At 64.8% G+C, this 22,413-nt stretch carries 15 protein-coding genes and 2 tRNA genes; 11 read left to right on the forward strand and 6 right to left on the reverse strand.

What is annotated here, in order from left to right; genetic code table 11:
• The first annotated feature begins 1 nt into the window (after nt 1).
• From CE_RS04060 to CE_RS04080, 5 genes are read left to right on the forward strand one after another with little or no spacing between them, the layout of a single operon-like run.
• A complete protein-coding gene (locus CE_RS04060) occupies nt 2-3,076 on the forward strand; it encodes a PD-(D/E)XK nuclease family protein (RefSeq protein ID WP_006769527.1) in 3,075 nt (1,024 codons plus the stop codon).
• Nucleotides 3,069-6,317 (forward strand): ATP-dependent helicase, encoded by a 3,249-nt coding sequence (locus CE_RS04065; protein ID WP_035109628.1) that lies wholly within the window; start codon nt 3,069-3,071, stop codon nt 6,315-6,317. The genes CE_RS04060 and CE_RS04065 overlap by 8 nt, the downstream gene beginning before the upstream one ends.
• Before the next feature lie 26 nt (nt 6,318-6,343).
• Nucleotides 6,344-7,405, forward strand: a complete 1,062-nt coding sequence (locus CE_RS04070; protein ID WP_006769525.1) for a potassium channel family protein — start codon at nt 6,344-6,346, stop codon at nt 7,403-7,405.
• Nucleotides 7,405-8,124: an NAD(+) diphosphatase gene (locus CE_RS04075; RefSeq protein ID WP_006769524.1), complete on the forward strand. Its 720-nt coding sequence runs from the start codon at nt 7,405-7,407 to the stop codon at nt 8,122-8,124. Before CE_RS04070 ends, CE_RS04075 begins: the two co-directional genes overlap by 1 nt.
• A 26-nt stretch (nt 8,125-8,150) precedes the next feature.
• Nucleotides 8,151-10,184, forward strand: a complete 2,034-nt coding sequence (locus tag CE_RS04080; protein ID WP_006769523.1) for an ATP-dependent DNA helicase UvrD2 — start codon at nt 8,151-8,153, stop codon at nt 10,182-10,184.
• A gap of 6 nt (nt 10,185-10,190) precedes the next feature.
• Here CE_RS04080 and CE_RS04085 read toward each other — a convergent pair whose 3' ends face one another.
• Together CE_RS04085 and CE_RS04090 are read right to left on the reverse strand one after the other, a co-directional pair.
• On the reverse strand, nt 10,191-11,309 hold the full coding sequence (locus CE_RS04085; RefSeq protein ID WP_006769522.1) for a hypothetical protein: 1,119 nt from the start codon (nt 11,307-11,309) through the stop codon (nt 10,191-10,193).
• An 87-nt stretch (nt 11,310-11,396) separates the two neighbouring features.
• On the reverse strand, nt 11,397-12,200 hold the full coding sequence (locus CE_RS04090) for a hypothetical protein (protein ID WP_035109623.1): 804 nt from the start codon (nt 12,198-12,200) through the stop codon (nt 11,397-11,399).
• Nucleotides 12,201-12,267: 67 nt separating this feature from the next.
• Between CE_RS04090 and CE_RS04095 the strand changes: the two genes are divergently transcribed.
• A complete protein-coding gene (locus tag CE_RS04095; RefSeq protein ID WP_006769520.1) occupies nt 12,268-12,756 on the forward strand; it encodes a M48 family metallopeptidase in 489 nt (162 codons plus the stop codon).
• Between the two features lie 15 nt (nt 12,757-12,771).
• Here CE_RS04095 and CE_RS04100 read toward each other — a convergent pair whose 3' ends face one another.
• Nucleotides 12,772-14,214, reverse strand: coding sequence for a zinc-dependent metalloprotease (locus CE_RS04100; RefSeq protein ID WP_006769519.1), 1,443 nt, complete (start codon nt 14,212-14,214; stop codon nt 12,772-12,774).
• An 85-nt stretch (nt 14,215-14,299) separates the two neighbouring features.
• On the opposite strand from CE_RS04100, the gene CE_RS04105 reads away from it, so the two are divergent.
• Nucleotides 14,300-15,352, forward strand: coding sequence for a YlbL family protein (locus CE_RS04105; protein WP_006769518.1), 1,053 nt, complete (start codon nt 14,300-14,302; stop codon nt 15,350-15,352).
• A 10-nt stretch (nt 15,353-15,362) separates the two neighbouring features.
• On the opposite strand, the gene CE_RS04110 is transcribed toward CE_RS04105, so the two are convergent.
• Nucleotides 15,363-16,052, reverse strand: a complete 690-nt coding sequence (locus tag CE_RS04110) for a hypothetical protein (protein WP_231295144.1) — start codon at nt 16,050-16,052, stop codon at nt 15,363-15,365.
• Nucleotides 16,053-16,136: 84 nt separating this feature from the next.
• Entirely contained in the window at nt 16,137-16,664 is a 528-nt protein-coding gene (locus tag CE_RS04115; protein WP_006769516.1) for a PPA1309 family protein, read from the reverse strand.
• A gap of 100 nt (nt 16,665-16,764) precedes the next feature.
• Here CE_RS04115 and CE_RS04120 point away from each other — a divergent pair, with 100 nt between their 5' ends.
• Together CE_RS04120 and CE_RS04125 are read left to right on the forward strand one after the other, a co-directional pair.
• Nucleotides 16,765-19,755: a UPF0182 family protein gene (locus CE_RS04120; RefSeq protein WP_006769515.1), complete on the forward strand. Its 2,991-nt coding sequence runs from the start codon at nt 16,765-16,767 to the stop codon at nt 19,753-19,755.
• A 196-nt stretch (nt 19,756-19,951) separates the two neighbouring features.
• Nucleotides 19,952-20,025: transfer RNA gene (locus CE_RS04125), tRNA-Met, on the forward strand.
• Nucleotides 20,026-20,239: 214 nt separating this feature from the next.
• Here CE_RS04125 and CE_RS15350 read toward each other — a convergent pair.
• Nucleotides 20,240-20,386: a hypothetical protein gene (locus tag CE_RS15350; protein WP_006769514.1), complete on the reverse strand. Its 147-nt coding sequence runs from the start codon at nt 20,384-20,386 to the stop codon at nt 20,240-20,242.
• Nucleotides 20,387-20,612: 226 nt separating this feature from the next.
• Between CE_RS15350 and CE_RS04130 the strand changes: the two genes are divergently transcribed.
• Nucleotides 20,613-20,686 (forward strand) — tRNA-Met (locus tag CE_RS04130).
• A gap of 227 nt (nt 20,687-20,913) precedes the next feature.
• Nucleotides 20,914-22,413 carry a methylmalonyl-CoA carboxytransferase subunit 5S gene (locus CE_RS04135; protein ID WP_006769513.1) on the forward strand — a complete coding sequence of 500 codons (1,500 nt, stop codon included), beginning with the start codon at nt 20,914-20,916 and terminating at the stop codon, nt 22,411-22,413.

Genomic DNA, 22,413 nt, shown 5'->3' on the forward strand with positions numbered 1-22,413 from the left:
TATGTCGGAGTATCAACCTTTCATTCCCCAGGATCCCCGCGTCCGTCTGGTGCCGGCGCGCGCCCGCGTGACACCCCGCACGTGGTCCGGGCCGTCGCGGGAGCTTATCGACGCAGGGACATCCACCTGGCGGGTCACAGGCGTGGCCGGATCCGGTGTCAGCTCGCTCGTGATCGACACCGTCGTCGAACGCATCCGTCAGGGATGGGATCCCTCCTCCATCCTCATCGTGGCCGCCTCGAAGGAGGCGGCCTCACGGTTGCGTCGGGAGTTGTCGGAACTGGTCTCGGACCTGGACTATGTCTCGGAGGGCCCGATGGTGCGCTCCGTCCACTCCCTGGCCTTCGCCCTCATCCGTGATTCCTGCGATGAGGATGTCCGTCTGATCACCGGTGCGGAACAGGATGCGGTGGTGCGTGAACTGTTGCGTGGCCATGCCGATGATGACCGTGGGGTCTGGCCCCCCGAACAGCGTGAGGGCCTGCGCATGGTCGGGTTCGCCCGGCAGCTGCGTGACTTCCTGCTGCGTGCCGTGGAACGCGGGGTGGGGCCCGATGATCTGGTGCGTTACGGCCAGCAGTACAACCGCCCCGCCTGGGTGTCCGCCGGTGAGTTCCTGCGGGAGTACCAGCAGATCATGCGCTTGGCAGGCTCCCACAGCTATTCCGCCTCCGAGCTGGTCACCGGTGCGCTGGCCTGCGGGGATCCCCGTACCACCTACCGCGGTGTGTTCGTCGATGATGCCCAGCATCTCGATCCGAAGTCCGCGGAACTGATCACCAGATTCATTCCCGCAGCCGAGTTGGCCGTCATCGCCGGTGACCCGGAGCAGTCGGTGTTCCACTTCCGTGGCGCCAACCCGGATTTCCTCCTCGACTTCGAGGCGAACCGCTCGATCCATCTGGGTGAGGGGCGGAGGACGCCGTTGATAAGCATCGCGGTCACCGAGACCGCCTCCGCCCACAATGACCTGCTCGCCGACACGGTTCGCCGGGCGCACCTGCTCGACGGGGTGGACTGGTCGGATATTGCCGTGATCGTGCGCTCCGCCGGCATGATCGCACCCGTGCGACGCGTGCTGCTCGCTGCCGGTGTGCCGGTGCACATCAGCCCGACCGATGTGGTGCTCTCGGAGCAGCGCATCGTCGCGGCGATGATCCTGGGCCTGCGTGCCCTGACCGAAGAGCTCACCCCCCTGGAGCTGGAGGATCTGCTGCTCGGCCCGATCGGTGGTGCCGACCCGGTGACGCTGCGCCGACTCCTGCGTGGTCTGCGGCAGGCCGAGATGCGTGCCGACGGCCACCGCCGCGCCATCGAGGTCCTGCGCGGGCTGTTGAACACCGATGCCGATGAGGAGCTGCTCGCCTTCCTCACCGACCGTGAACTCGAACTGCTGGAACGGGTGCGTTCCGTGCTGCGCGCCGGGCGTGAGGCCATGGCCGGGGGCAGCACCGAGGAGATCCTGTGGGCTGTCTGGGAGGCCACGGGACTGTCCAGCCATCTCTCGGCGGTCAGTCTCCGCGGTGGAGCTGCCGGTTCCCAGGCGGACCGTGACCTGGATGCGATCATGGCGCTGTTCGACGCCGCCGGTGACTATGTGGAGCGCTATCCCACCGCGGGCATCCGGTCCTTCATCGTCCACATCTCGGAGCAGGAACTGCCCACCGGTGTGCGCGAACGTCGGGGTGTGTCACCCGAGGCGGTCACCGTCACCACCGCTCATGCCACCACGGGCCGGGAATGGCGTCATGTCATCGTCGCGGAGGTCCAGGAGGGCAGCTGGCCATCGCTGGGGGAGACCGGCACCCTCCTCGGCCAGGAGGAACTGATCGACCTGCTCGACGAGAACATCGATCCGGACACGATCATCTCCCGGTCCGTGGACCGCCTGGCGGAGGAACGCCGACTGTTCCATGTGGCCACCTCCCGTGCCTGCGACCAGCTGCTGGTCACCGCCGTGAACACCCCCGATTCCGATGAGGTGCGGGAACCCTCACGATTCCTGGAGGAACTCGCTGAGGCCCACAGGGTGGAAATCACCCACATCGAGGGCCCGGGGGAGACGCCGCTGGCCGAACCGGAGGTGCTCGGACACCGACTGCTGTCGGTCCCGGCGCTGGTTGCCGAGCTGCGCCGGGTGGTCACCGATCCCGGGGAGCTGGGTTCCCGACGCCGTCAGGCGGCCCGGCAGCTCAACCGTCTGGCCGGGGCCGGGATCCCCGGTGCCGACCCGGACACCTGGCTGGCCCTGCGTGAGCCCTCCACCACCGCGGAACTGATCCCCGAGGGACGGGTGTGGTTGTCCCCGTCACGCATCGAGGCGCTGATGAACTGCCCGCTGCGGGCCTCCCTCGACCGCCTGGACAGTGAGGATGAGACACCCATCGCGATGCTGCGCGGCACCCTGGTCCACGCCTTCGCCGAGGCTGTTGCCCGCGGTGCCGACCCGGAACGCGCCGGGGAGATGGTCACCGAGGCATACATGGACCTGGCGAATGTGCCCAGCTGGTCCCGGGAGACCACCGAACAGGACTTCCGCCGCACCATCACCCGGACCCACACCTGGCTGCAGACCTCCCGCGTCACCTTCGACCTGGTCGGCACCGAGATGGAGGTGGAGGTCGGCATCTCCACCGAGGTGGGTATCCGGGGACGGATGGACCGCCTGGAGCGTAACCACGCTGGCGAGCTCGTCATCGTCGACCTCAAGACCGGACGGCAGGCCGCCGTCCAGAAGGACATGGGCGAGCATGCCCAGCTGGCCTCCTACCAGCTCGCCCTGTCCCGCGGTGTCCTCCACGGCGACCGCGTGGAGGACCCGGCTCCGGGTGAGACACCGGAACCCGTCGGCGGTGGTGTGCTGGTCTACCCCGCGCATGACGCCAAGGGCATCACCACCCGTGACCAGGCCGCGAAGACACCGGAGGAACTGGATGAGCTGGCGGCCCTGCTGCCCGAACTCGCCCACCTGCGGCGTGGCCCCAACCTGCTGGCCCGGGTCAACCCAACCTGCGGCAACTGCCCCGTCAAGAGCCTGTGCCCAGTACAACCGGAAGGACGCCTCATCCATGGTTAGGACATCAACCCGGGTTTCCCCGGTGCTTCTGTCGAAGATGCTCGGGCAGGAACACGCACCCACCGCACAGCAGGCCGCGATCATCGGCGCGGAACCAGGGCCCCTGCTTGTGGTCGCCGGTGCCGGCGCGGGCAAGACCGAGACGATGGCCGCCCGCGTGGTGTGGCTGGTGGCCAATGGTTTCGCCGCCCCCGACCAGGTGCTGGGACTGACCTTCACCCGCAAGGCCGCACAGCAGCTCTCGCAGCGTATCCGCCAGCGCCTGGAGACCCTCGCCGGCATCCCCACCCTGCGTGACCTCGACCCCTCCGGTGGGATTGCACGCAGCCTGCAGGCGATCACCCCGACGGTGTCCACCTATGACTCCTACGCCGGAAGCCTCCTCCGTGAATACGGGCTGCTGCTGCCGGTGGAACCCTCGGCGCGGCTGATCACCCAGACCGAGCTCTACCACATCGCCCGACAGGTGGTGGACAACTACCGCGGTGAGCTCACGGCCACCCAGTCACCGGCAACAGTGACCGAATACCTCCTGGACCTGGTCTCCGAGATGGACAACCACATGGTGACCCCGGATGAGATCAGGGAGGAATCCCAACCGTTCATCAACCTCTTCGAGGAACTGCCCACCCACAACGGCAAGGACACACCCCTGCCACAGGAGATGGCGAGGTGGCGGGACACCCAGATCACCCGCCTGCAGTACCTGCCGCTGGTGGAGCAGCTCAAACAGGAACTCCACGACCGTGCGGTGATCACCTTCGGGGAACAGATGAGCAAGGCCGCACGCCTGGCCTCCCGGCACCCGCAGGTGGGGTATTCCCAGCGCCGTCGCTTCCGGGTGGTCATGCTCGATGAGTACCAGGACACCAGCCATTCGCAGCGGGTGCTGCTGCGCAGTCTGTTCGGTGGCACCGACCCGGGTCTGACGGTCACGGCCGTGGGTGATCCGATGCAGGCCATCTACGGTTGGCGCGGTGCCACCGCGGCGAACCTGGAGAACTTCGTCGGTGACTTCCCGGTGATCTCCCTCGATGCCCGCACCGATGCCCCGAAGCGCGAACTGACCACCAGTTGGCGCAACCCGCCGGAGGTGTTGGAGCTGGCCAACGCGGTCTCCCGTGAGGTGCTCGGCCCCGCGGATGCCCCGACCCGGACGGTCCAGCCACTGGAACCACGCCCGGGTGCCCCGACCGGTGAGGTGCAGATCGGGTGGTTCGCCACCGCCCAGGAGGAACGGGCCTTCGTCGCCGATGAGTTGAAGAAGTACTGGGATGCCCGCAGCGAGAAATTCACCGCCGCGGTGCTGGTGCGTAAACGCCGCCATTCCGAGCCGATGGCCGCGGAACTGCGCGCCCGGGGCATCCCCGTGGAGATCGTCGGGTTATCCGGCCTGCTCGATGTTCCGGAGGTCGCCGACATGGTGGCGATCGCCACGATGCTGGTGCGCCCCCAGGACAACCGCGCGGCACTGCGGATCCTCGGCGGACCGCACGTGGGTCTGGGGATCGCGGATATCCAGGTGCTGCAGCGACGGGCAGCCAACCTCGCCGGACGCGTACGCCCGGGCAGCCCGAAGGAGAAGGAACCTCTGCCGGAGGAACCGCTGGAGCGGCTGGCCGCCCAGATCGCAGACACCGTGCCCACGGAACCGGAGGAGATCGTCGGCCTGACCGATGCGGTCTCCGACCTGGGTGAGGCCACCAATTTCAGTTTGGAGGGGCTGCGCCGGCTGCGTCGTCTCGCCGCCCAGCTGCGTCATCTGCGCACCAACAGTCTCGGCCATTCCGTGGCCGATATCTTCGCCGACATCGAGGAGGTCTTCGGCATCCGCACCGAGGTGCTCGCCCGCGAGAACCCCCGCGCGGACGGGGCGACTGGCACCGTGCACCTCGACCGGTTCGCCGATGAGGTCGCGGCCCATTCCAGTGTCAGCCTGCCGGAGCTGCTCGACTACTTCCAGCTGGCCCGCGACCAGGAGGACGGTCTGGAACCCGGTGAGGTGACGGTGCGCAGCGACCGCGTGCAGATCCTCACCGTCCACAAGGCCAAGGGACTGGAATGGGACATCGTCTCCGTCCTGCACGCCGATGCCAACACCTACGACGCGAAGGCCTTCACCTGGTTGAAGAACGTCAAACACATCCCCTCCAGCCTCCGGGGCGATGCTGGCGAGGGCTCACCCGAACTGGACACCTCCGGGGTGGAGAACCGCAGGGACCTCCAGGCCGCGGAGAAGGAGTACACCGCCGAGGTCAGAAGCAGCCTGGCGGAGGAGAACTCACGCCTGTTCTATGTGGGCATCACCCGCAGTGAACGCGCCCTGATGGTGACCGGGTCGGCGATCGACGGCACCACCACCAGGGCCAAGGTGCCCTATGCCCACCTGGAGACCCTCAAGGCCACGGCACCGGATGCGGTGGTTACCTGGTGGGAAGGGGAGGAGGCGGACGTCGAGAAGCTCCCCGCCGAGGAGGCGATGTACCCCGCGGTGACCATCCCACCCGGGGTGGCCGAGGGCGCGGAGCTGGTGCGCGCCACCCCGTCGGACGCGTCCTTCGATGGCGGCATCGAGGAGCTGTGGGAACGCGAGGTGACGGTGCTTATCGACGAACACCGCCGCCTCCAATCGCCCACCCTGGAGGTGGAGATCTCCCGCGAACTGACCGCCACCGACCTGGTCAACCTCAAGAACAACCCGGAACAGTTCGCCCGCCGACTGCGCCGACCCGTCCCCTTCAAACCGAATACCTACGCCAAACGCGGCACCCAGTTCCACCAGTGGCTGGAGGACCGCTTCGGCGCGAGCGCCCTGCTCGACGAGGACCAGTTGCCCGGCATGGATGAGGAACTCTCCGAGCAGACCTTCGAGGAACTCCGCGCCGCCTTCCTGGAATCGCGGTGGGCGGACCGCACCCCGAACTACGTGGAGCATCCCTTCGAGGTGGTCATCGGCAGGCATGTCATCCGCGGCCGCATGGATGCCGTGTTCCACGAACCGGACGACACCTGGCTGGTCGTGGACTGGAAGACCGGCCAGACACCGAGGGGCGCGGAGATGGACGCCGCGATCATCCAGCTGGCGGTCTACCGCATCGCCTGGGCAAGCCTGCGTGGAATCGATCCGCAGCAGGTGCGCGGTGCGTTCCACTACGTCGCGCACAACCACACCTTCGAACCCGACCACCTGCCCGACGCCGGGGAACTCGCGCTACTTCTGGATGGGGCGCAGGGCCTATGATCTAGGGGAACGAAAGGACGTGGAGGATGGGACGAAGTGCCAGGCGGGATGCCGAACTGTCGGGGCTGCCGGATCATGCGCTGCTGAGCATCATCCGTATCCCGGAGGCTGCCAAGATCAGCCCGTGGTGGCTCATGCTCCGGCGGGTGGCCTACGCCCTGCTGCTCACCCTCGTGGTCACCCTCATCGTCTATTTCGACCGCGGTGGGTACTCGGAAGAGCTCACCTTTATTGATGCGTTGTACTATTCCACGGTGTCACTGACCACCGTGGGGTACGGCGACATCACGCCTGTGACGCAGGAGGCGCGCCTGCTCAACGTCCTGGTCATCACCCCGTTCCGCATCGCGTTCCTCGTGCTGCTGGTCGGTACCACCCTGTCCGTGCTCACCGAGGAATCGCGCCGGGCCCTGCAGATCCAGCGTTGGAGGAAACGAATGCGCAATCACACCGTCGTGGTCGGTTATGGCACGAAGGGACGGTCCGCCGTGGCGGCCCTCAAGGCCGATGGGGTGCCGGCGAATCAGATCGTGGTCATCGACACCGACCAGGCCGCCCTCGACGCCGCCAGCAATGACGGCCTGGTCACCGTCAGGGGGACCGCCACCAAGGCTGATGTGCTCCGGATCGCGGGTGTGCAGCGTGCCCGCGCGGTGGTGGTCGCCCCCAACCTCGATGACACCGCCGTGCTGGTCACCCTGTCGGTGCGGGAGATCGCACCCCGGGCGATGATCGTGGCGTCGGTGCGCGAATCGGAGAACCAGCACCTGCTGGAACAGTCCGGTGCGGATTCGGTGGTGATCTCCTCCGAGACCGCCGGCCGCATGCTGGGGCTTGCCACCGTGACCCCGTCGGTGGTGGAGATGATGGAGGATCTGCTCTCACCCGATGAGGGTTTCTCCGTGGCGGAACGTCCCGTCACCGAGGATGAGGTGGGGTCCAACCCACGTCACCTCGCCGACATCGTCCTGGGTGTGGTGCGTTCCGGTGAGCTCTACCGCATCGACTCACCCGAGGCGGAGACCGTGGAACCGGGGGATCGTCTGCTCTACATCCGCCGGGTGTTCAGTGAGGATGTGAAGAACTGATGCAGATCCTGCCCGTGGGACCCCGTGATGAGATCCCCGTCCGTGGCGGTCGCCCCGTCTTCCTCAGCGATCATCCCGGGGAGCCGGTGTCCGTGGCGCCGGGGTTCTTCGCGGTCCGGGTCAGCAGCGGGGAGGTCCGCGACCTCGGCCGACTGGTCGCACCACGCGACCTGAACGACCGGCTTGTCGACGCCTCCGTCAGCCTCCTGCGCAACCGGGAGCGGGTCCGGTTCGACCCCTCCGACGGCAGTGAACTGCGGTACGGCGATGGGGGAGTGGCGTACGGCGCGAGTGGTCGTCCCCTCTATCCCCGCCTGGACCCCGCGGTCATCGGACTGGTGGAACTCGCAGGCGCCGACCGGCTCCTGCTGGGCATGAATGCCCAGCGTCGCAAATATTTCTCCCTGGTCGCCGGGTATGTCTCCCATGGTGAAAGCCTTGAGGAGGCGTTTGCGCGTGAGGTGTGGGAGGAAACCGGACGCCGGGTGGATGGCATCACCTATGTGGGCAGTCAGCCGTGGCCGGTGTCGGGATCGCTCATGGTGGGCATGCGCGGAACCACCACGGATGAACACCCCCAGGCAGACACCGATGGTGAGCTCATCGAGGTGATCTGGGTCAGTGCCCGCGATATCCGCGACCGCCGGGTCCCCATCGCCCCACCCGGCTCCATTGCCCATGACATGATCCTGGCGTGGGCCGCCGGGAAGAACCAGTAGTTTTCTCAAGAAGTGAAGGGGTATTTGTGATCAACCTGCAGGACCTCGACGAGGACCAGCGTATCGCCGCCACCGCACCGCGTGGACCGGTGTGCATCCTGGCGGGCGCCGGCACGGGTAAGACCCGCACCATCACCTACCGGATCGCCCACCTGATCGACCAGGGCTTTGTCAGCCCCAACCGGGTGCTGGCGGTGACGTTCACCTCCCGGGCGGCAGGAGAGATGCGCCACCGACTCAGCCTCATGGGCATCGGTGGTGTGCAGGCCCGGACCTTCCACGCGGCGGCGCGTAAACAACTGATGTACTTCTGGCCGCAGGTCGCCGGTGATCTGCGGTGGAAACTGCTGGATAATAAATTCCCCCTCGTCGGTCGTGCCGTGCGTGGTGCCCGTCTGGAATCCTCCACGGAGAAGGTCCGTGACATCCTCGGGGAGATCGAGTGGGCGAAGGCGTCGTTGATTGCGCCGGAGCAGTACCCGGAGAAGCTCGGCACCCGCACCCCGCCGGTGCCCGCGGAGAAGGTCGCTGATGTCTACGCCCGCTATGAGCAGATGAAAACCACCGGTGAGGGACTGCTCCTGGATTTCGATGACCTGCTCCTGCACACCGCCGGTGCCCTGGAGAACTCCCCGGCGGTGGCTGAGGAGTTCCGTGAGCAGTACCGCAGCTTCGTCGTCGATGAGTACCAGGATGTCACCCCGCTGCAGCAGCGGGTGCTGGAGGCCTGGCTGGGGGAGCGCGATGATCTGACCGTGGTCGGGGATGCCAACCAGACGATCTACTCCTTCACCGGGGCCACCCCGCATTATCTGCTCAACTTCTCCCGGACGTATGAGAATGCGACCGTCGTCAAGCTCCAGCGTGACTACCGCTCCACCCCGCAGGTGACCGATCTGGCCAACACCGTCATCGCCCAGGCCCGGGGCCGGGTCGCCGGCACCCGCCTGGAGCTGCAGGGCATGCGGGCCCCCGGCCCGGAACCTGAGTTCACCTCCTATGATGATGAACCGACCGAGGCCCGCGAGGTCGCCGGGAAGATCCTCACCCTGCTCGATCAGGGGGTGGCCGCCTCCGAGATCGCCGTGCTCTACCGCATCAACGCGCAGTCCGCGGTGTTCGAACAGGCGCTGTCAGATGCCGGGATCGTCTACCAGGTGCGTGGCGGGGAGGGTTTCTTCACCCGCGCCGAGATCCGGCAGGCCCTGTCCCAGCTGGTGCGCGCAGCACAACGCGACGTCGACGAGACGGACCTGGTGCGACTGGTCCGCCGCACGCTTGTGCCCCTGGGCCTGTCGACGCAGGAACCCGAGGGCGCCCAGGAACGCGAACGCTGGCAGTCCCTCAACGCCCTGGTGGATCTCGTCGAGGAGCTGGTCACCGCCACCCCGGACCTGGATTTCCAGGGCCTGCTGCGCAAACTCCACGAACGCCAGGAGGCCAAGCACCCACCCACCGTCGAGGGTGTCACCCTTGCCTCCCTGCACGCCGCCAAGGGCCTGGAGTGGGATGCGGTGTTCCTGGTGGGACTGGTGGATTCCACCCTGCCCATCAGCCATGCCATCAAGGCCGGCGACGAGGCCATCGAGGAGGAACGCCGCCTGTTCTACGTCGGTGTCACCCGCGCCCGCGAACACCTCTTCTGCTCCTGGGCCCTGTCCCGGCAGGAGGGTGGGCGCAAAACCCGCAAACGCACCCGCTTCCTCGACGGCATCGTCATCGACCCCGCCCCGGAGTCCGGCACCCCGCGCGGTAACCGGCCACGCAACTGCCGGGTGTGCGGCAACCCGCTGGACACCCCGGCGGAACGGGTCGTCGGCCGCTGCAACGCCTGCCCACCCCAGGCCGATGAGGGGGTCTTCGAAAGGCTGCGCACCTGGCGGAACACCACCGCGCAGAAGGAGAACGTCCCTGCCTATATTGTGTTCTCCAATGCCACGCTCATGGCGGTCGCCGAGCTCATGCCCACCAGTGACAATGAACTGCTCAACGTACCCGGCATCGGGCCGATGAAGGCGGAGAAATACGGTGATGAGATCCTGGAGATCCTCCGCGGCTGATGCGTGTTAGTTGATGGTGTATCCGGCACACCGGGGTTCACCCAGCGGCAGCGAGGCATCGGTGGGGAATCCGCACTGCTCTGGATCGAAGGTGATGGAGAGCCGCTGGCCCTCAAGATTGAACCCGGTGGGGTCGGAATCATAGGGGGTCATCTCCCCGAGTTGAACCATGGTGGCTTTCTGCTGCACCAGACCATTCGGATCGCTTGCCTTGTTTGCGGAGAAGGTGGTGGGGTTATCCAGGATGAACACCGCGAAACGGTGGCTGTCATCCTCACCATTCGGTGTACTGGGATAACCCTGGTGACGGGCGAGTTCCGGTGCGGTCATCACCTGCACCTGCCCTGACAGGGTGAGGCCCCCGTCAGGTCGTGCGGATGGTTGCGGGGCTGGGGCCGGTCGTGTGGTGTGGGGTGTGTAAACTTCACCCACCGTGGGTGTCATCGCCTCCAGTGGGGCGCGGTCATTGATGCTGTGGAAGGTGATCGGCAACAGGGCCCCGGATGGGGCGCTCATGGAATCCTTCCACTCCGATCCGGTGGCGGATAACCGCTCCCCGTCAAGGACGAAGGGGCGCACCGTGATCTCTGGTCTGAGTGAATGCCACTCCGCCTGGAGTATCTGATCCCGGGACGCAGTTGCATTGATACCGGCGCGGTAACCTCCGGCCCCGGCGGCCCCGCTGAGCAGCGTGTCGGGTGGGGCGATCAGTGAGCCGGAGGTACCCACGCTGAAGACACGAATGGGGTCGAGGTGTTCAACCGTGGCAGCGCGGAGTATCAACTCCGGGGTGGAATCGCCGGTCATCTCCACCAGTGCGTAGTCGTAGTCACCGGTCAGGGCGTAGTCGGCACCACCGGTGAAGGGGAACTGTCCCGGGGAGTCGAGTACCTCGTGGTAGGCGGTCCTGGCCTGGGCCACAGAGGACGCAGAATCATCCCCGGTGTCGGCCCGGGGCTCACCGGTGTCGTTGCCAGCAGGTGCGACAGTGTCCTCCGGTTGTTGGGTGATGGTGGTGGTGAGGGTGGGCCGTTCATCTTCGGCCGTCGATCCTGCGCACCCAGTGAGGAGGAGAGCTGCGGCAAGGGGGAGTATGAGACTCCGGTACGCACGTGGTGGTTTCATGGGATCCTGCGGGGTTCCTTTCAGACAGTTGCTAAAAGAAGGGTAGCGCGGGTGCGGACATCAGGCGCGGCTTTATTCACCAGACCGCTATGTCCCGGCCGCGAAACACACCGGACACCCGGGATGCACCGGGAGGGTGCTTTTGATCGAGGTGCCGGCATAGGGGTCGATCTCCTCCACCTCGCCGGCCCGCCAGTCATCGGTGTGTACGAGGGCGGCGACCCGGGCGGCGGTGGCGGCCTCCGTGACCGGATCCGGATTGGTCGGACCGTTGGGTTGCTGGGTGGCCAGGGCGTGCCAGTGCGGATCGATGTCACTGCGGTGCAGGTCCACGCACATCAGGCAGGGGCCGACCAGGCGCCGACGACCGGGGCCGATGAGCCCGCGGTTGTCGATGAGCGATGCCAGCAGATAGGTGGGCACCCGCCTGGCCAGCAGTGGAGCGAGGTACCGGGTGTGGGCGAGGCGGTTGAGCACCACCACCTGCAGGGCCGGCCGGGTGAGGAACTGGGCGGGATTATCGCCACGCAAAGCGATGCGGGGCACCAGCCCCAGGGCCTCGATGAGGGAGGCGGTGGCGTCGAGAAGCGTCCCGTTGCCCAGTAGTAACACCTCCCCGGGCGCGCATTCCCGCAGCACCCGGTAGGCGAGCAGGTCCTCGAGCAGGCTGGTGGCCGCCCCACGCCCCAGGCCCGCGGTGGTGAGCTTGTCGACGACCCCCTCCACCCCCTGCCCGGCCCGCAGGGCGAGCAACACCGGCACGATCCGTGACGCCAGTTCCGGGGATTCGAGTTCGAGGATCCCGGCGCGGGTGGCATCCACGCCGAACTGGATCGCCGGGCCCGGACGGATGAGGATCTGGGCGGACGGCGAGAGCATGATGTGTGTCATGGAACAACCCCCAGGCTTCCACACACCCCCGAATGCCTCCATTCCACCACAGTTACACTGATGTGTCATGCAGGAGATTGAGGTGATCCGTTCGGCGAGGCGGACCAGGACGGTGCAGGCGAGGATCGTCGACGGCAGGATCGAGGTGCGGATCCCGGCAGCGATGACGGCTGCGGAGGAGGAGAAGGCGGTGGGGGAGATCGTCGCAAAGCTGAAGAAGCGCACCACCTCCACCGCGACGAGCGACGCCGACCTGGTGGAACGCGCGCACCGCCTCAACCGGACCGTGCTGGAGGGGCGTGCCCGGGTGGGGTCGGTGCGGTGGGTGGGTAATCAGAATGCGCGGTGGGGTTCGTGCACCGTGTCCACCGCGGATATCCGCATCTCCGACCGGTTGCGCCAGGTGCCGGACTATGTCCTGGACGCGGTGCTGGTCCATGAACTCACGCACACGTTCATCCCGGATCATTCACCGGAGTTCTGGTCCTGGGCAGACAAAACGCCCCTGGCCGAGCGGGCCAGGGGCTATCTTGAGGCGTATCAGCGCTGGGGTTAGCTACAACCCGGGTGCTTATTTGGTGGTGTCGTCGCCGGACTCATCTGTGGTGTCACCGTCAGATTTTTCAGAGTCGGTGTCATCCCCGGCCTCGGCCGATCCGTCCTTCTTGTCGGCCTCCTCGGCGAGGAACTTCTCCAGTTTGCTGATCTCGGCGATCGGGTCGAAGTCGTCGGACCCACCCTCGTCGAGGAGACCGTCGATGAACTGGGCGGGGTTGTCCAGGTCCTCGGCAACAGGCAGGAAGTCGGGGTGGTCCCAGACCGCGTCACGACGCTGGATCCCCACCGCCACCTCGACGCGACGCCACAGTTCGGTGGCCTCGGCGACCTTGGGGGCGTTGAACTCGATGCCGACAACCTTGGCGAACGCCTGCTCGGCGGAGCCTCCGGTGGCACGGCGGCGTCGCCACGCCTCGTTGATCGCGGCGGTCGACGGGATACGCTCGGACATCGCCTGGGTGACCACCAGGTCCACCCAGCCCTCGATGAGGGCGAGCAGGGTCTCCAGGCGGGAGACGGCGGCTGCGTTGCGGGAACCGATGCGGGGGGAGAGGTCCATGCCCTGCAGCTCGCTCATCATCTCCTGGAGACGCTGTGGGTCGGGGGTGTCCATCTGGAACTGACCCAGCGCGTCCTGGATATGGGAGGTGTCGATCTCCAGCCCGGTGGCGTATTCCTCCACCGACGACACCAGACGCTCCAGCAGCCACGGCACGTGCTTGAACAGACGCTGACGTGCGGCCTCCCGGGCGCAGATGTACACGAGCATCTCCTGCGCCGGGACATTGAGACCCTTGGAGGCCTCGGCGAGGTTGACGGGCAGGACCGCCGCGACACCGGCGGGGGCGACGGGCAGGCCGAAATCGGAGCCGGACAGGGTCTGCTTGGCCAGGTCACCGAGGGCGTTACCGAGCTGCATGCCGAAGTTCATCGATGACATCTGGTTCATCATCGCCGACATCGGGCCCATCATCTCCTTGGCCTCCTCGGGGAGGTTGTCCATCTGGGCCTGGTTCATGTGCTCGGCGACGGGGGAGACCAGACGCTTCCACATGGGCAGGGTGTGTTCCAGCCATTCCTCGGCGTTCCACGCCTCGGCGCGGTGCCCGGAGGTGGGCAGTTCGGTGGCGTCATCGAGCCACAGTTCGGCGAGCCGGATGGATTCGGTGACGGCATCCTTGTCGGACTGTTTCGTCGGTGCCACCCGACCGATCTGCTGGCGGGCGATCCGGGTGGCCAGGTCATAGTTGACCGGGCCGCCGGCCTCGGGGCTGTTCATGGAATCACCCATGCCCGAGAGCATCTGGCCGAACTGGTTGAGCAGGTCACCCAGTCCGCCACCGCCGAACCCGCCGGCGCCGCCGAAGAAACCGAAAGGATCGTTGTTGTTACGGTTCCTGTCGTTATCGTCGTCGTCATTATTCGGGAAGGAGAAACCGAAGCCATTGGAATTCATGGTTACCAATCTACAAGGTGGGTAAACCCGAACGCCATGAACCGGACAACGCTGTCAGCGAACACAGGTTGTAGGGTTGGTATGCGTGAACCGCAGAATCAAGACCCTCGCCTGGGGAGCCATCCCGCTCGTGGCGCTGGCCTCGCTCGTCAGCATCGACCACATCCCGGGTACCGACATCAGCCTCACCGTCCCCTATGCGGCGGAGGGCCCCGGGCCGACGTTCAACACCCTCGGGGAGGTTGACGGGGTGGAGGTCGTGGAGATCACCGGCACCGAGACCGATGAGGTGGAGGGCAACCTCAACATGACCACCGTGTCCGTGCGCACCGGCATGACCCTGTCGCAGGCGCTGTCCCGGTGGTTGTTCACCGATGACACCATCGTGCCCATTGAGCAGATCTTTCCGCCGGGACGCAGTCCGGAGGAGATCAGGGAATCCAACACCATGGCGTTCGCCGCCTCGGAGGCCTCCGCCACGATCGCGGCGATGAACTTCCTCAACCTGCCGGTGGAGATCGAGGTCTATGACGTGGTGGAGGACAGCGCCGCCGCCGGCATCCTCGAACCGGGGGATGCGGTGAGTTCCGTCAACGGCACCGCCGTGACCACTCCGGGTGAGGTGCAGGAACTGATCCGGGGCATGGCACCGGGTGATGAGGTGACCATCACCTACCGCCGCGGTGGGGAGGAGAAGACCGCCACGGTTCCCCTCGGTGCGCACCCGCAGGATGATTCCGTCCCGCTGCTGGGTATCTCCATGACCTCGGTTCCAGTCTCGGATACCGAGGTGACCTACAACCTTGAAGACATCGGTGGGCCGAGCGCAGGTCTGATGTTCTCCCTCGCGGTGGTGGACAAGCTCTCCCCGGGGCCCCTGAACGGGGGCAGGTTCGTGGCGGGCTCCGGCACCATCGCCGAAGACGGATCCGTCGGACCGATCGGGGGGATCACCCACAAGGTCCGGGCGGCGGAGGAGGCCGGGGCAGAGATCTTCCTGGCACCCACCGCCAACTGCGCCGAGGCGGTCACCGCAGACTACGGTGATATGACGATCCTGCAGGTGGACACCCTGGAGCATGCGATTGAACAGATGGATGCCTACAACTCCGGCGGTGGATACCAGACCTGCGACTAGGCTCCCCGGGTTATCCGTTCTTGGTGGTCTCCGGGACGGCGGTCGGTGACGGCTCCCAGTCAGCCGGTGGTTCCACCAGACCGAGCTCGTAGATGCGGTCCTCCGGGTCGATCCGGTCGGAGGACACCATCTGCTGCAGCACCAGGCCTTCGTCATTGTCCACGACGGTCACGATCGAGGTGGTGCCCATCGTCGTCCACCCCACGATCCGGGAACCGGTGTCCTCAACCACGCGCGAGCTGCGCAGCTCGGTCAGCAGCTGGGTGGTGGAGGCGGCCTTGGCGTTGTTGGCGAAGAACTGGAACTGCCCCGCCTCGGAACCGGTGCACGCCCAGGAATTCTCCAGACCACTGGGGTTACAACTGTCCAGGTCCTCGAACAGGGACCGCGGTGCCAGCGACTGGAATATCTCGTAGACCTCCTCGACATCCCGGGAGAGTCTGACCTCACGTGCGCTTGTCGACGTCTCGACCTCGTCGGTTGTCGCCGTCTCCTCCGAGGGCGAACCCGTGGTGGGGGACGCGGTGGGGGAGCTGCTGGGCGGGGAGGTCGCGGTGGTGGTCTGGGTGGTCGCGGTGGTGGTCTGGTCTGTGGTCGTCTCCGGGTCCGTGTCCCCACCGGGGGAACAAGCACCGAGCACGGGAACGAGCGCCACCAGTCCCAGGCCAAGACGGATGCGTGTACGCGGGGTGGACGCCACAGTCAGGTTCTCCTCATGTTGTGCTGCCCCCGTGGAGGGGATTGACCTTTTTATTCTAACCATCCGGGCTGGACGCGCGTGAGCCTAGAAGTCCTCGGGCTCCGCCTCCAGGGTGTACCGCAGGGCCGTGATGACACCCGGGGCGACCCCGGGGCCGCCGCGCAGTTCGATCTCATCCTCGGCGAAGGGACCCCGCTCAGCCAATTCCTCCTCGGTGGGGCGAAGCTGCAGCAGCGTCAGTTCGGCTTCGCCACGCAACACGCCGGAGAACAGGCGTGCCGGGCGGGGGTCGGAACCCGGGACGGAGGAATCGGTGAACATGATCTCCTGAGCGAGGACCACACCGGCGACCTCGGAGGGCCATGCCAAGCGTGAGATGTAATCACCCAGCGCCTCGGAACCGGGGAGGAGATTGTCGGGGATGTTGTCCTGAACCACCAGCGTCAGAGGGGAATCATCGGCATCCTCTGTGTCGAGGTTGTCCACGAGCAGGTCCGTGGGCACCAGGGCGAACAGGGTCGGGCCCCGGTCCCATCCCTCGGCATGGATGAAATCAACCGCCTCCAGCATCGCCTTGTTGAGTGCCTGAGGACTGAAAACATCAGCGTTCATTATTTTTTCCTTAATAAAATGGCCCGTTGGTCTTTAATTGCGATTAAACCGTAGAGTAGGGGAGAAACGAAGAAACTCGCATTCACATAAGGATATTGTCTTGGCGACTGGTCTCACCCCTCCACCCCAACCGATCAAACGACCGCCAAAAGCTGTTACCTGGATCATCGGTATCATCGCGCTGCTGGTTCTCGTCACACCGCTGACCGTCGGCTTCTACACGGACTGGCTCTGGTTCGGCGAAGTGGATTACCGTGGCGTGTTCAGCACGGTCATTGTCACCCGCATCATCTTGTTCATCGTCTTCGCACTGCTGGCAGGTTTTGTCACCTGGCTGGCCGGATACTTCACCATCAGGCTGCGTCCTGATGACCTGACCGCATTCGATGCGGAGTCCCCTGTCTTCCAGTACCGGCAGATGATCGAGAACAGCCTGCGTCGCATTCTCATCATTGTTCCGATCTTCGTCGGACTGCTCGGTGGACTGGTCGGCCAGCGATCCTGGCAGACCGTCCAGCTCTTCCTCAACCGTGAACCCTTCGGTGTGGAAGACCAGCAGTTCGGGATGGACTACGGTTTCTACGCCTTCACGCTGCCGATGCTGCGTCTGATCACCAGCTCCCTGTCGACGCTGCTCGTGGTCGCCTTCATCATCGCCCTGGTGGGGCACTACCTGCTCGGTGGTATCCGGCCCGGCAACCAGATGACCGGCCAGAAGGCCTTCATCTCCCGTGGCGCCCGCGCCCAGCTGGCCGTCACCGCAGGTCTGTGGATGCTCGTTCGCGTCGCCACCTACTGGCTCGAACGCTATGATCTGCTGACCAGGGAAAACGCCACCTTCACCGGTGCGGGTTACACCGACATCAATGCGCACCTGCCCGCGAAGATCATCCTGATGGTCATCTCCATCATTGTCGCAGTCGCGTTCTTCTCCGCCATCTTCCTCAGGGACCTGCGCATCCCGGGACTGGCTGTCGTGCTGCTGGTGCTCAGTTCCGTTGTGGTCGGTGCCGTCTGGCCACTGATGCTCGAGCGTTTCTCCGTCCAGCCCAACCGTGCAGAGAAGGAATCCGAGTACATCTCGCGCAATATCGAATCGACGCGGTTTGCCTACGGCATCACCGACGACGAGGTCACCTACATCGAGAACTGGGGTGCCGGTGGTGCCACCAACGCCGAAGTTGCCGCCGACGAGGCAACCATCTCAAATATCCGTCTGCTGGATCCACAGATCCTGTCCCCGACCTTCACCCAGCAGCAGCAGCTGAGGAACTTCTACGGCTTCCCCGAACAGCTGGCCATGGACCGTTATGAGGTCGACGGTGAACTCCGTGACTTCGTGGTGGCCGCCCGTGAGCTGGACCCCAACTCCCTGCAGCAGAACCAGCAGGACTGGATCAACCGCCACACCGTGTACACCCACGGCAATGGTTTCATCGCAGCCCAGGCCAACCAGGTCGATGAGGTTGCCCGCGATGTCGGATCCACCCGTGGTGGCTACCCGGTCTATACCGTCTCAGACCTGCAGACCAACGCCCGCGCCGCGGAAAGCGAAGACGCCGAGGAACTCGGCATCATGGTCGAACAGCCCCGCATCTACTACGGCCCGCTGATCGCGTCCGCAGCGGACGGCAAGGATTACGCCATCGTCGGTGACACCGGTGACGGCCCGGTCGAGTACGACACCGACTCCACCAGCTACACCTACGACGGTGAAGGCGGTGTCGGCATCGGCAACCTCTTCAACCGCGCGGCCTTCGCACTGCGCTACCAGGAGATGAACATGATCCTGTCGGATCGTGTCGGCAGTGAATCCAAGATTCTCTTCGAGCGTGATCCCCGCACCCGTGTGGAGAAGGTCGCCCCGTGGCTGACCACCGACTCCAAGTCCTACCCGGCTGTCATCGATGGCAGCATCAAGTGGATCGTGGACGGATACACCACCCTGTCCAGCCTCCCGTACGCCACCCGGACCTCATTGACCGAGGCCACCCTGGATTCCGTGGTGGTGGACAACTTCCAGCAGCCACTGCTGACCGAGGAGGTCGGTTACATCCGCAACTCTGTCAAGGCTGTTGTTGATGCCTACGACGGCACCGTGGAGCTCTACGAATTCGATTCCGAGGACCCGGTCCTCAAGGCATGGCGTGGCGTGTTCCCTGATGTGGTTCAGCCGGAGAGCGAGATCTCCAACGAGTTGCGTGACCACCTGCGTTACCCGGAGGACATGTTCAAGGTCCAGCGTGAGATGCTCTCCCGCTACCACGTCGAGGACGCCGGCACCTTCTTCACCAACGATGCGTTCTGGTCGGTCCCCAATGACCCGACCGCACCTGAGGGCCGCCAGGAGATGAAGCAGCCACCGTACTACGTTGTGGCCGCTGACCCGGATACCGGCGAGTCCAGCTTCCAGCTGATCACCCCGTTCCGTGGTCTGCAGCGTGAATTCCTGTCCGCCCACATGACCGCGTCCTCGGATCCGGACAACTTCGGCAAGATCACCGTCCGCGTTCTTCCGACCGGTGCGGTGACCCAGGGTCCGAAGCAGGCACAGGATGCCATGATGTCCTCCGACCAGGTTGCTCAGGACCAGACCCTGTGGCGTGGTTCCAACGACCTGTTCAACGGTAACCTGCTGACCCTGCCGGTCGGTGGGGGAGAGATCCTCTACGTCGAACCGATCTACTCCCAGCGCCGCGACCAGGAATCGGCCTTCCCGAAGCTGCTGCGCATGCTGGTCTTCTACAAGGGCCAGGTCGGTTACGCACCGACCATCGCTGAGGCGCTGTCCCAGGTCGGTATTGATCCGGCAGCAGCCCAGGACATCGAGGTTGTCGAGGAGGATGGCACCGTCACCGTTCCGGATGTCAATGCGACCGAGGACGCTGACGCCACCACCGATGGCGAGGATGAGACCCCGGCGGCACCAGCCGCACCGGCTGGCTCGGAGGCTGAAGGTATCGAGGCCATCAACGAGGCTCTCCGCAACCTGGAGGCCGCCCGTGATGGTTCCTTCGAGGAGTACGGCCGTGCACTCGACGCGCTGGACCGCGCAGTTGAAAGCTACCAGGGCGCTGGAACCGCGGAGTAGTTCCGGTCCCACCCTGTTGTAGGTGATGTTGGTGGCCCCGACACTGGAGACAGTGCCGGGGCCACCGGTCCGTCCGGGGTCGGGACCAGGCGATTTGGTCGTATCTGGGTGGGTCTGTATAGTTATTCGATGTTGCCAGGAACACGGGAAGAGATTCCCCTGACTGTCAACAAGGTGAAATTTAATAACACCGCGTCGCGGGGTGGAGCAGCTCGGTAGCTCGCTGGGCTCATAACCCAGAGGTCGTAGGTTCGAATCCTGCCCCCGCTACTAATGAGAAATCCTCCGGAACTTCACAGTTCCGGAGGATTTTTCGTCTCTCAGCCTAGAGGGACAACAGGCCACGGATGACACCGAAGACGAGACCGAGGCTGCTGCCGATGATCGGCAGCTGGGAGTAGAAGTTGGCGAAGGTATCAAAGTAGTGCACGGGGGCTCCTGCGGGGATCTGGTGTGGTGGGTGGGTATTTCAGGGTGGTCCTGTTCAGGAGGACAGCCCCAGGGTGGTGAAGGTCGCGGCGACAAAGGGGGCGAGTGCAACAACCCCGATGATTGTTTCAAGCCACATCGGGAATGCGAGGATGTTGGCGGTGATGGTGGCGGCGATCTCCTGGACGGCGGTGAAATCCATGAAGGGGATTCCTTTCGAGGCAGGCGGGGGCGCGGTGTAGGGAAGCTTCCCCGGTGGGTCTGAACGCGAGAATCATAACAGCAACATTGCTATGGTGTCTCGCTTTTGGTGGCTGGAAACGTCTGGTATGGACCCATAATTGGAAGATATCGCCATTTGGTGTACAGTGGTGAGTCGTAGCCGGAAAGTACAATGCCGGTGAAGGTGTTGATAGATGACACCGCGTCGCGGGGTGGAGCAGCTCGGTAGCTCGCTGGGCTCATAACCCAGAGGTCGTAGGTTCGAATCCTGCCCCCGCTACTAATCACAACTCCCCTCATCATCGTCACGATGATGGGGGGAGTTTTTCGTCGTTTAGCACCTGGGGACCCGTCACGACGAACCAGGCATCCTTACCGCTCTGCCTATGGTCGGGTGATGGTGCCGCATATCCGCCGACGGCGGGGACGCCACGCCATTTTAAGATATGACTAATAACACTGATAGATATGTAGCGGGAAGTAAGTTACACCTCTACATTTGAGTGTATGAGCCCACGAAAAATTGGTGTAACCGAAGTTGCTCTGCGCGATGCGCACCAGAGCCTGATGGCAACCCGCATGGCGATGGAGGACATGATCGGCGCATGCGAGGATATTGACAATGCCGGCTTCTGGAGTGTGGAGTGCTGGGGTGGTGCCACCTTCGATGCCTGCATCCGTTTCCTCAATGAGGATCCCTGGGAGCGCCTGCGCACCTTCCGGAAGCTGATGCCCAACTCCCAGTTGCAGATGCTGCTGCGCGGACAGAACCTCCTCGGTTACCGCCACTACGAGGACATGGTGGTGGACAAGTTCGTGGAGAAATCCAAGGAAAACGGCATGGACATCTTCCGCGTCTTCGACGCCCTGAACGATCCCCGCAACCTCGAACACGCCATGAAGGCCGTGAAGAAGGTCGATGGTCATGCCCAGGGCACCATCTGCTACACCATCTCCCCGCTGCATGATGTGGACGGTTACATCCAGCAGGCCGGACGCCTGCTGGACATGGGTGCCGATTCCATCGCCCTGAAGGACATGGCAGCCCTGCTCAAACCCCAGCCGGCCTTCGATATCATCCGTGGCATCAAGGAAACCTACGGCGAGGACACCCAGATCAACGTCCACGCGCACTCCACCACCGGCGTCACCATGGTCACCCTGCAGAAAGCCATCGAAGCCGGAGCCGACGTGGTCGACACCGCGATCTCCTCAATGTCACTGGGGCCGGGACACAACCCGACCGAGGCGCTCGTCGAGATGCTCGAAGGTACCGACTATGACACCGGTCTGGACATGGACCGCCTGCTCAACATCCGTGACCACTTCAAGGCGGTACGCCCGAAGTACGCAGAGTTCGAATCCAAGACCCTCATCAACACCAACATCTTCCAGTCCCAGATCCCCGGTGGCATGCTCTCCAACATGGAGGGCCAGCTCCGTGCGCAGGGCGCTGAGGACCGGATGGAGGAGGTCATGCAGGAGGTGCCCCTGGTGCGCAAGGACGCCGGGTACCCACCGCTGGTCACCCCCTCCTCCCAGATCGTGGGCACCCAGGCCGTGTTCAACGTCCTCATGGGCCGTTACAAGGTCATGACCGCGGAATTCGCCGATCTCATGCTCGGTTATTACGGCGAATGCATCGGGGAACGCAACCCCGAGCTGATCAAGGTGGCCGAACAGCAGGCGAAGAAAGAACCCATCACCGTCCGCCCAGCTGACCTGCTGGAGCCGGAGTGGGATGACCTGCGCACCCAGGCCGAGGGGCTCGAAGGTTTCGACGGATCCGATGAGGACGTGCTCACCAACGCACTGTTCCCCGGTGTCGCGCCGGGATTCTTCGCCACCCGACATGAGGGACCGAAGAATGTGGGCAAGACCGCCGAACAGCTGGAGAAGGAAAAAGCCGCGGCGAAGGGACAGGAAAATGCCCTGCGCGAGCCCATCACATACAAGGTCACCGTCGGTGGCCGCAGCCAGATCGTCAAGGTAGAGCCGGGAGAATAA

The organism is Corynebacterium efficiens YS-314, assembly GCF_000011305.1.
In the GTDB taxonomy this organism is placed as follows: domain Bacteria; phylum Actinomycetota; class Actinomycetes; order Mycobacteriales; family Mycobacteriaceae; genus Corynebacterium; species Corynebacterium efficiens.

Coding starts and splice junctions, on each gene's coding strand:
- CE_RS04060 (WP_006769527.1), top strand. CDS start 2: ATGTCGGAGTATCAACCTTTCATTCCCCAGGATCCCCGCGTCCGTCTG.
- CE_RS04065 (WP_035109628.1), top strand. CDS start 3,069: ATGGTTAGGACATCAACCCGGGTTTCCCCGGTGCTTCTGTCGAAGATG.
- CE_RS04070 (WP_006769525.1), top strand. CDS start 6,344: ATGGGACGAAGTGCCAGGCGGGATGCCGAACTGTCGGGGCTGCCGGAT.
- CE_RS04075 (WP_006769524.1), top strand. CDS start 7,405: ATGCAGATCCTGCCCGTGGGACCCCGTGATGAGATCCCCGTCCGTGGC.
- CE_RS04085 (WP_006769522.1), bottom strand. CDS start 11,309: ATGAAACCACCACGTGCGTACCGGAGTCTCATACTCCCCCTTGCCGCA.
- CE_RS04090 (WP_035109623.1), bottom strand. CDS start 12,200: ATGACACACATCATGCTCTCGCCGTCCGCCCAGATCCTCATCCGTCCG.
- CE_RS04095 (WP_006769520.1), top strand. CDS start 12,268: ATGCAGGAGATTGAGGTGATCCGTTCGGCGAGGCGGACCAGGACGGTG.
- CE_RS04100 (WP_006769519.1), bottom strand. CDS start 14,214: ATGAATTCCAATGGCTTCGGTTTCTCCTTCCCGAATAATGACGACGAC.
- CE_RS04115 (WP_006769516.1), bottom strand. CDS start 16,664: ATGAACGCTGATGTTTTCAGTCCTCAGGCACTCAACAAGGCGATGCTG.
- CE_RS15350 (WP_006769514.1), bottom strand. CDS start 20,386: ATGGATTTCACCGCCGTCCAGGAGATCGCCGCCACCATCACCGCCAAC.
- CE_RS04135 (WP_006769513.1), top strand. CDS start 20,914: ATGAGCCCACGAAAAATTGGTGTAACCGAAGTTGCTCTGCGCGATGCG.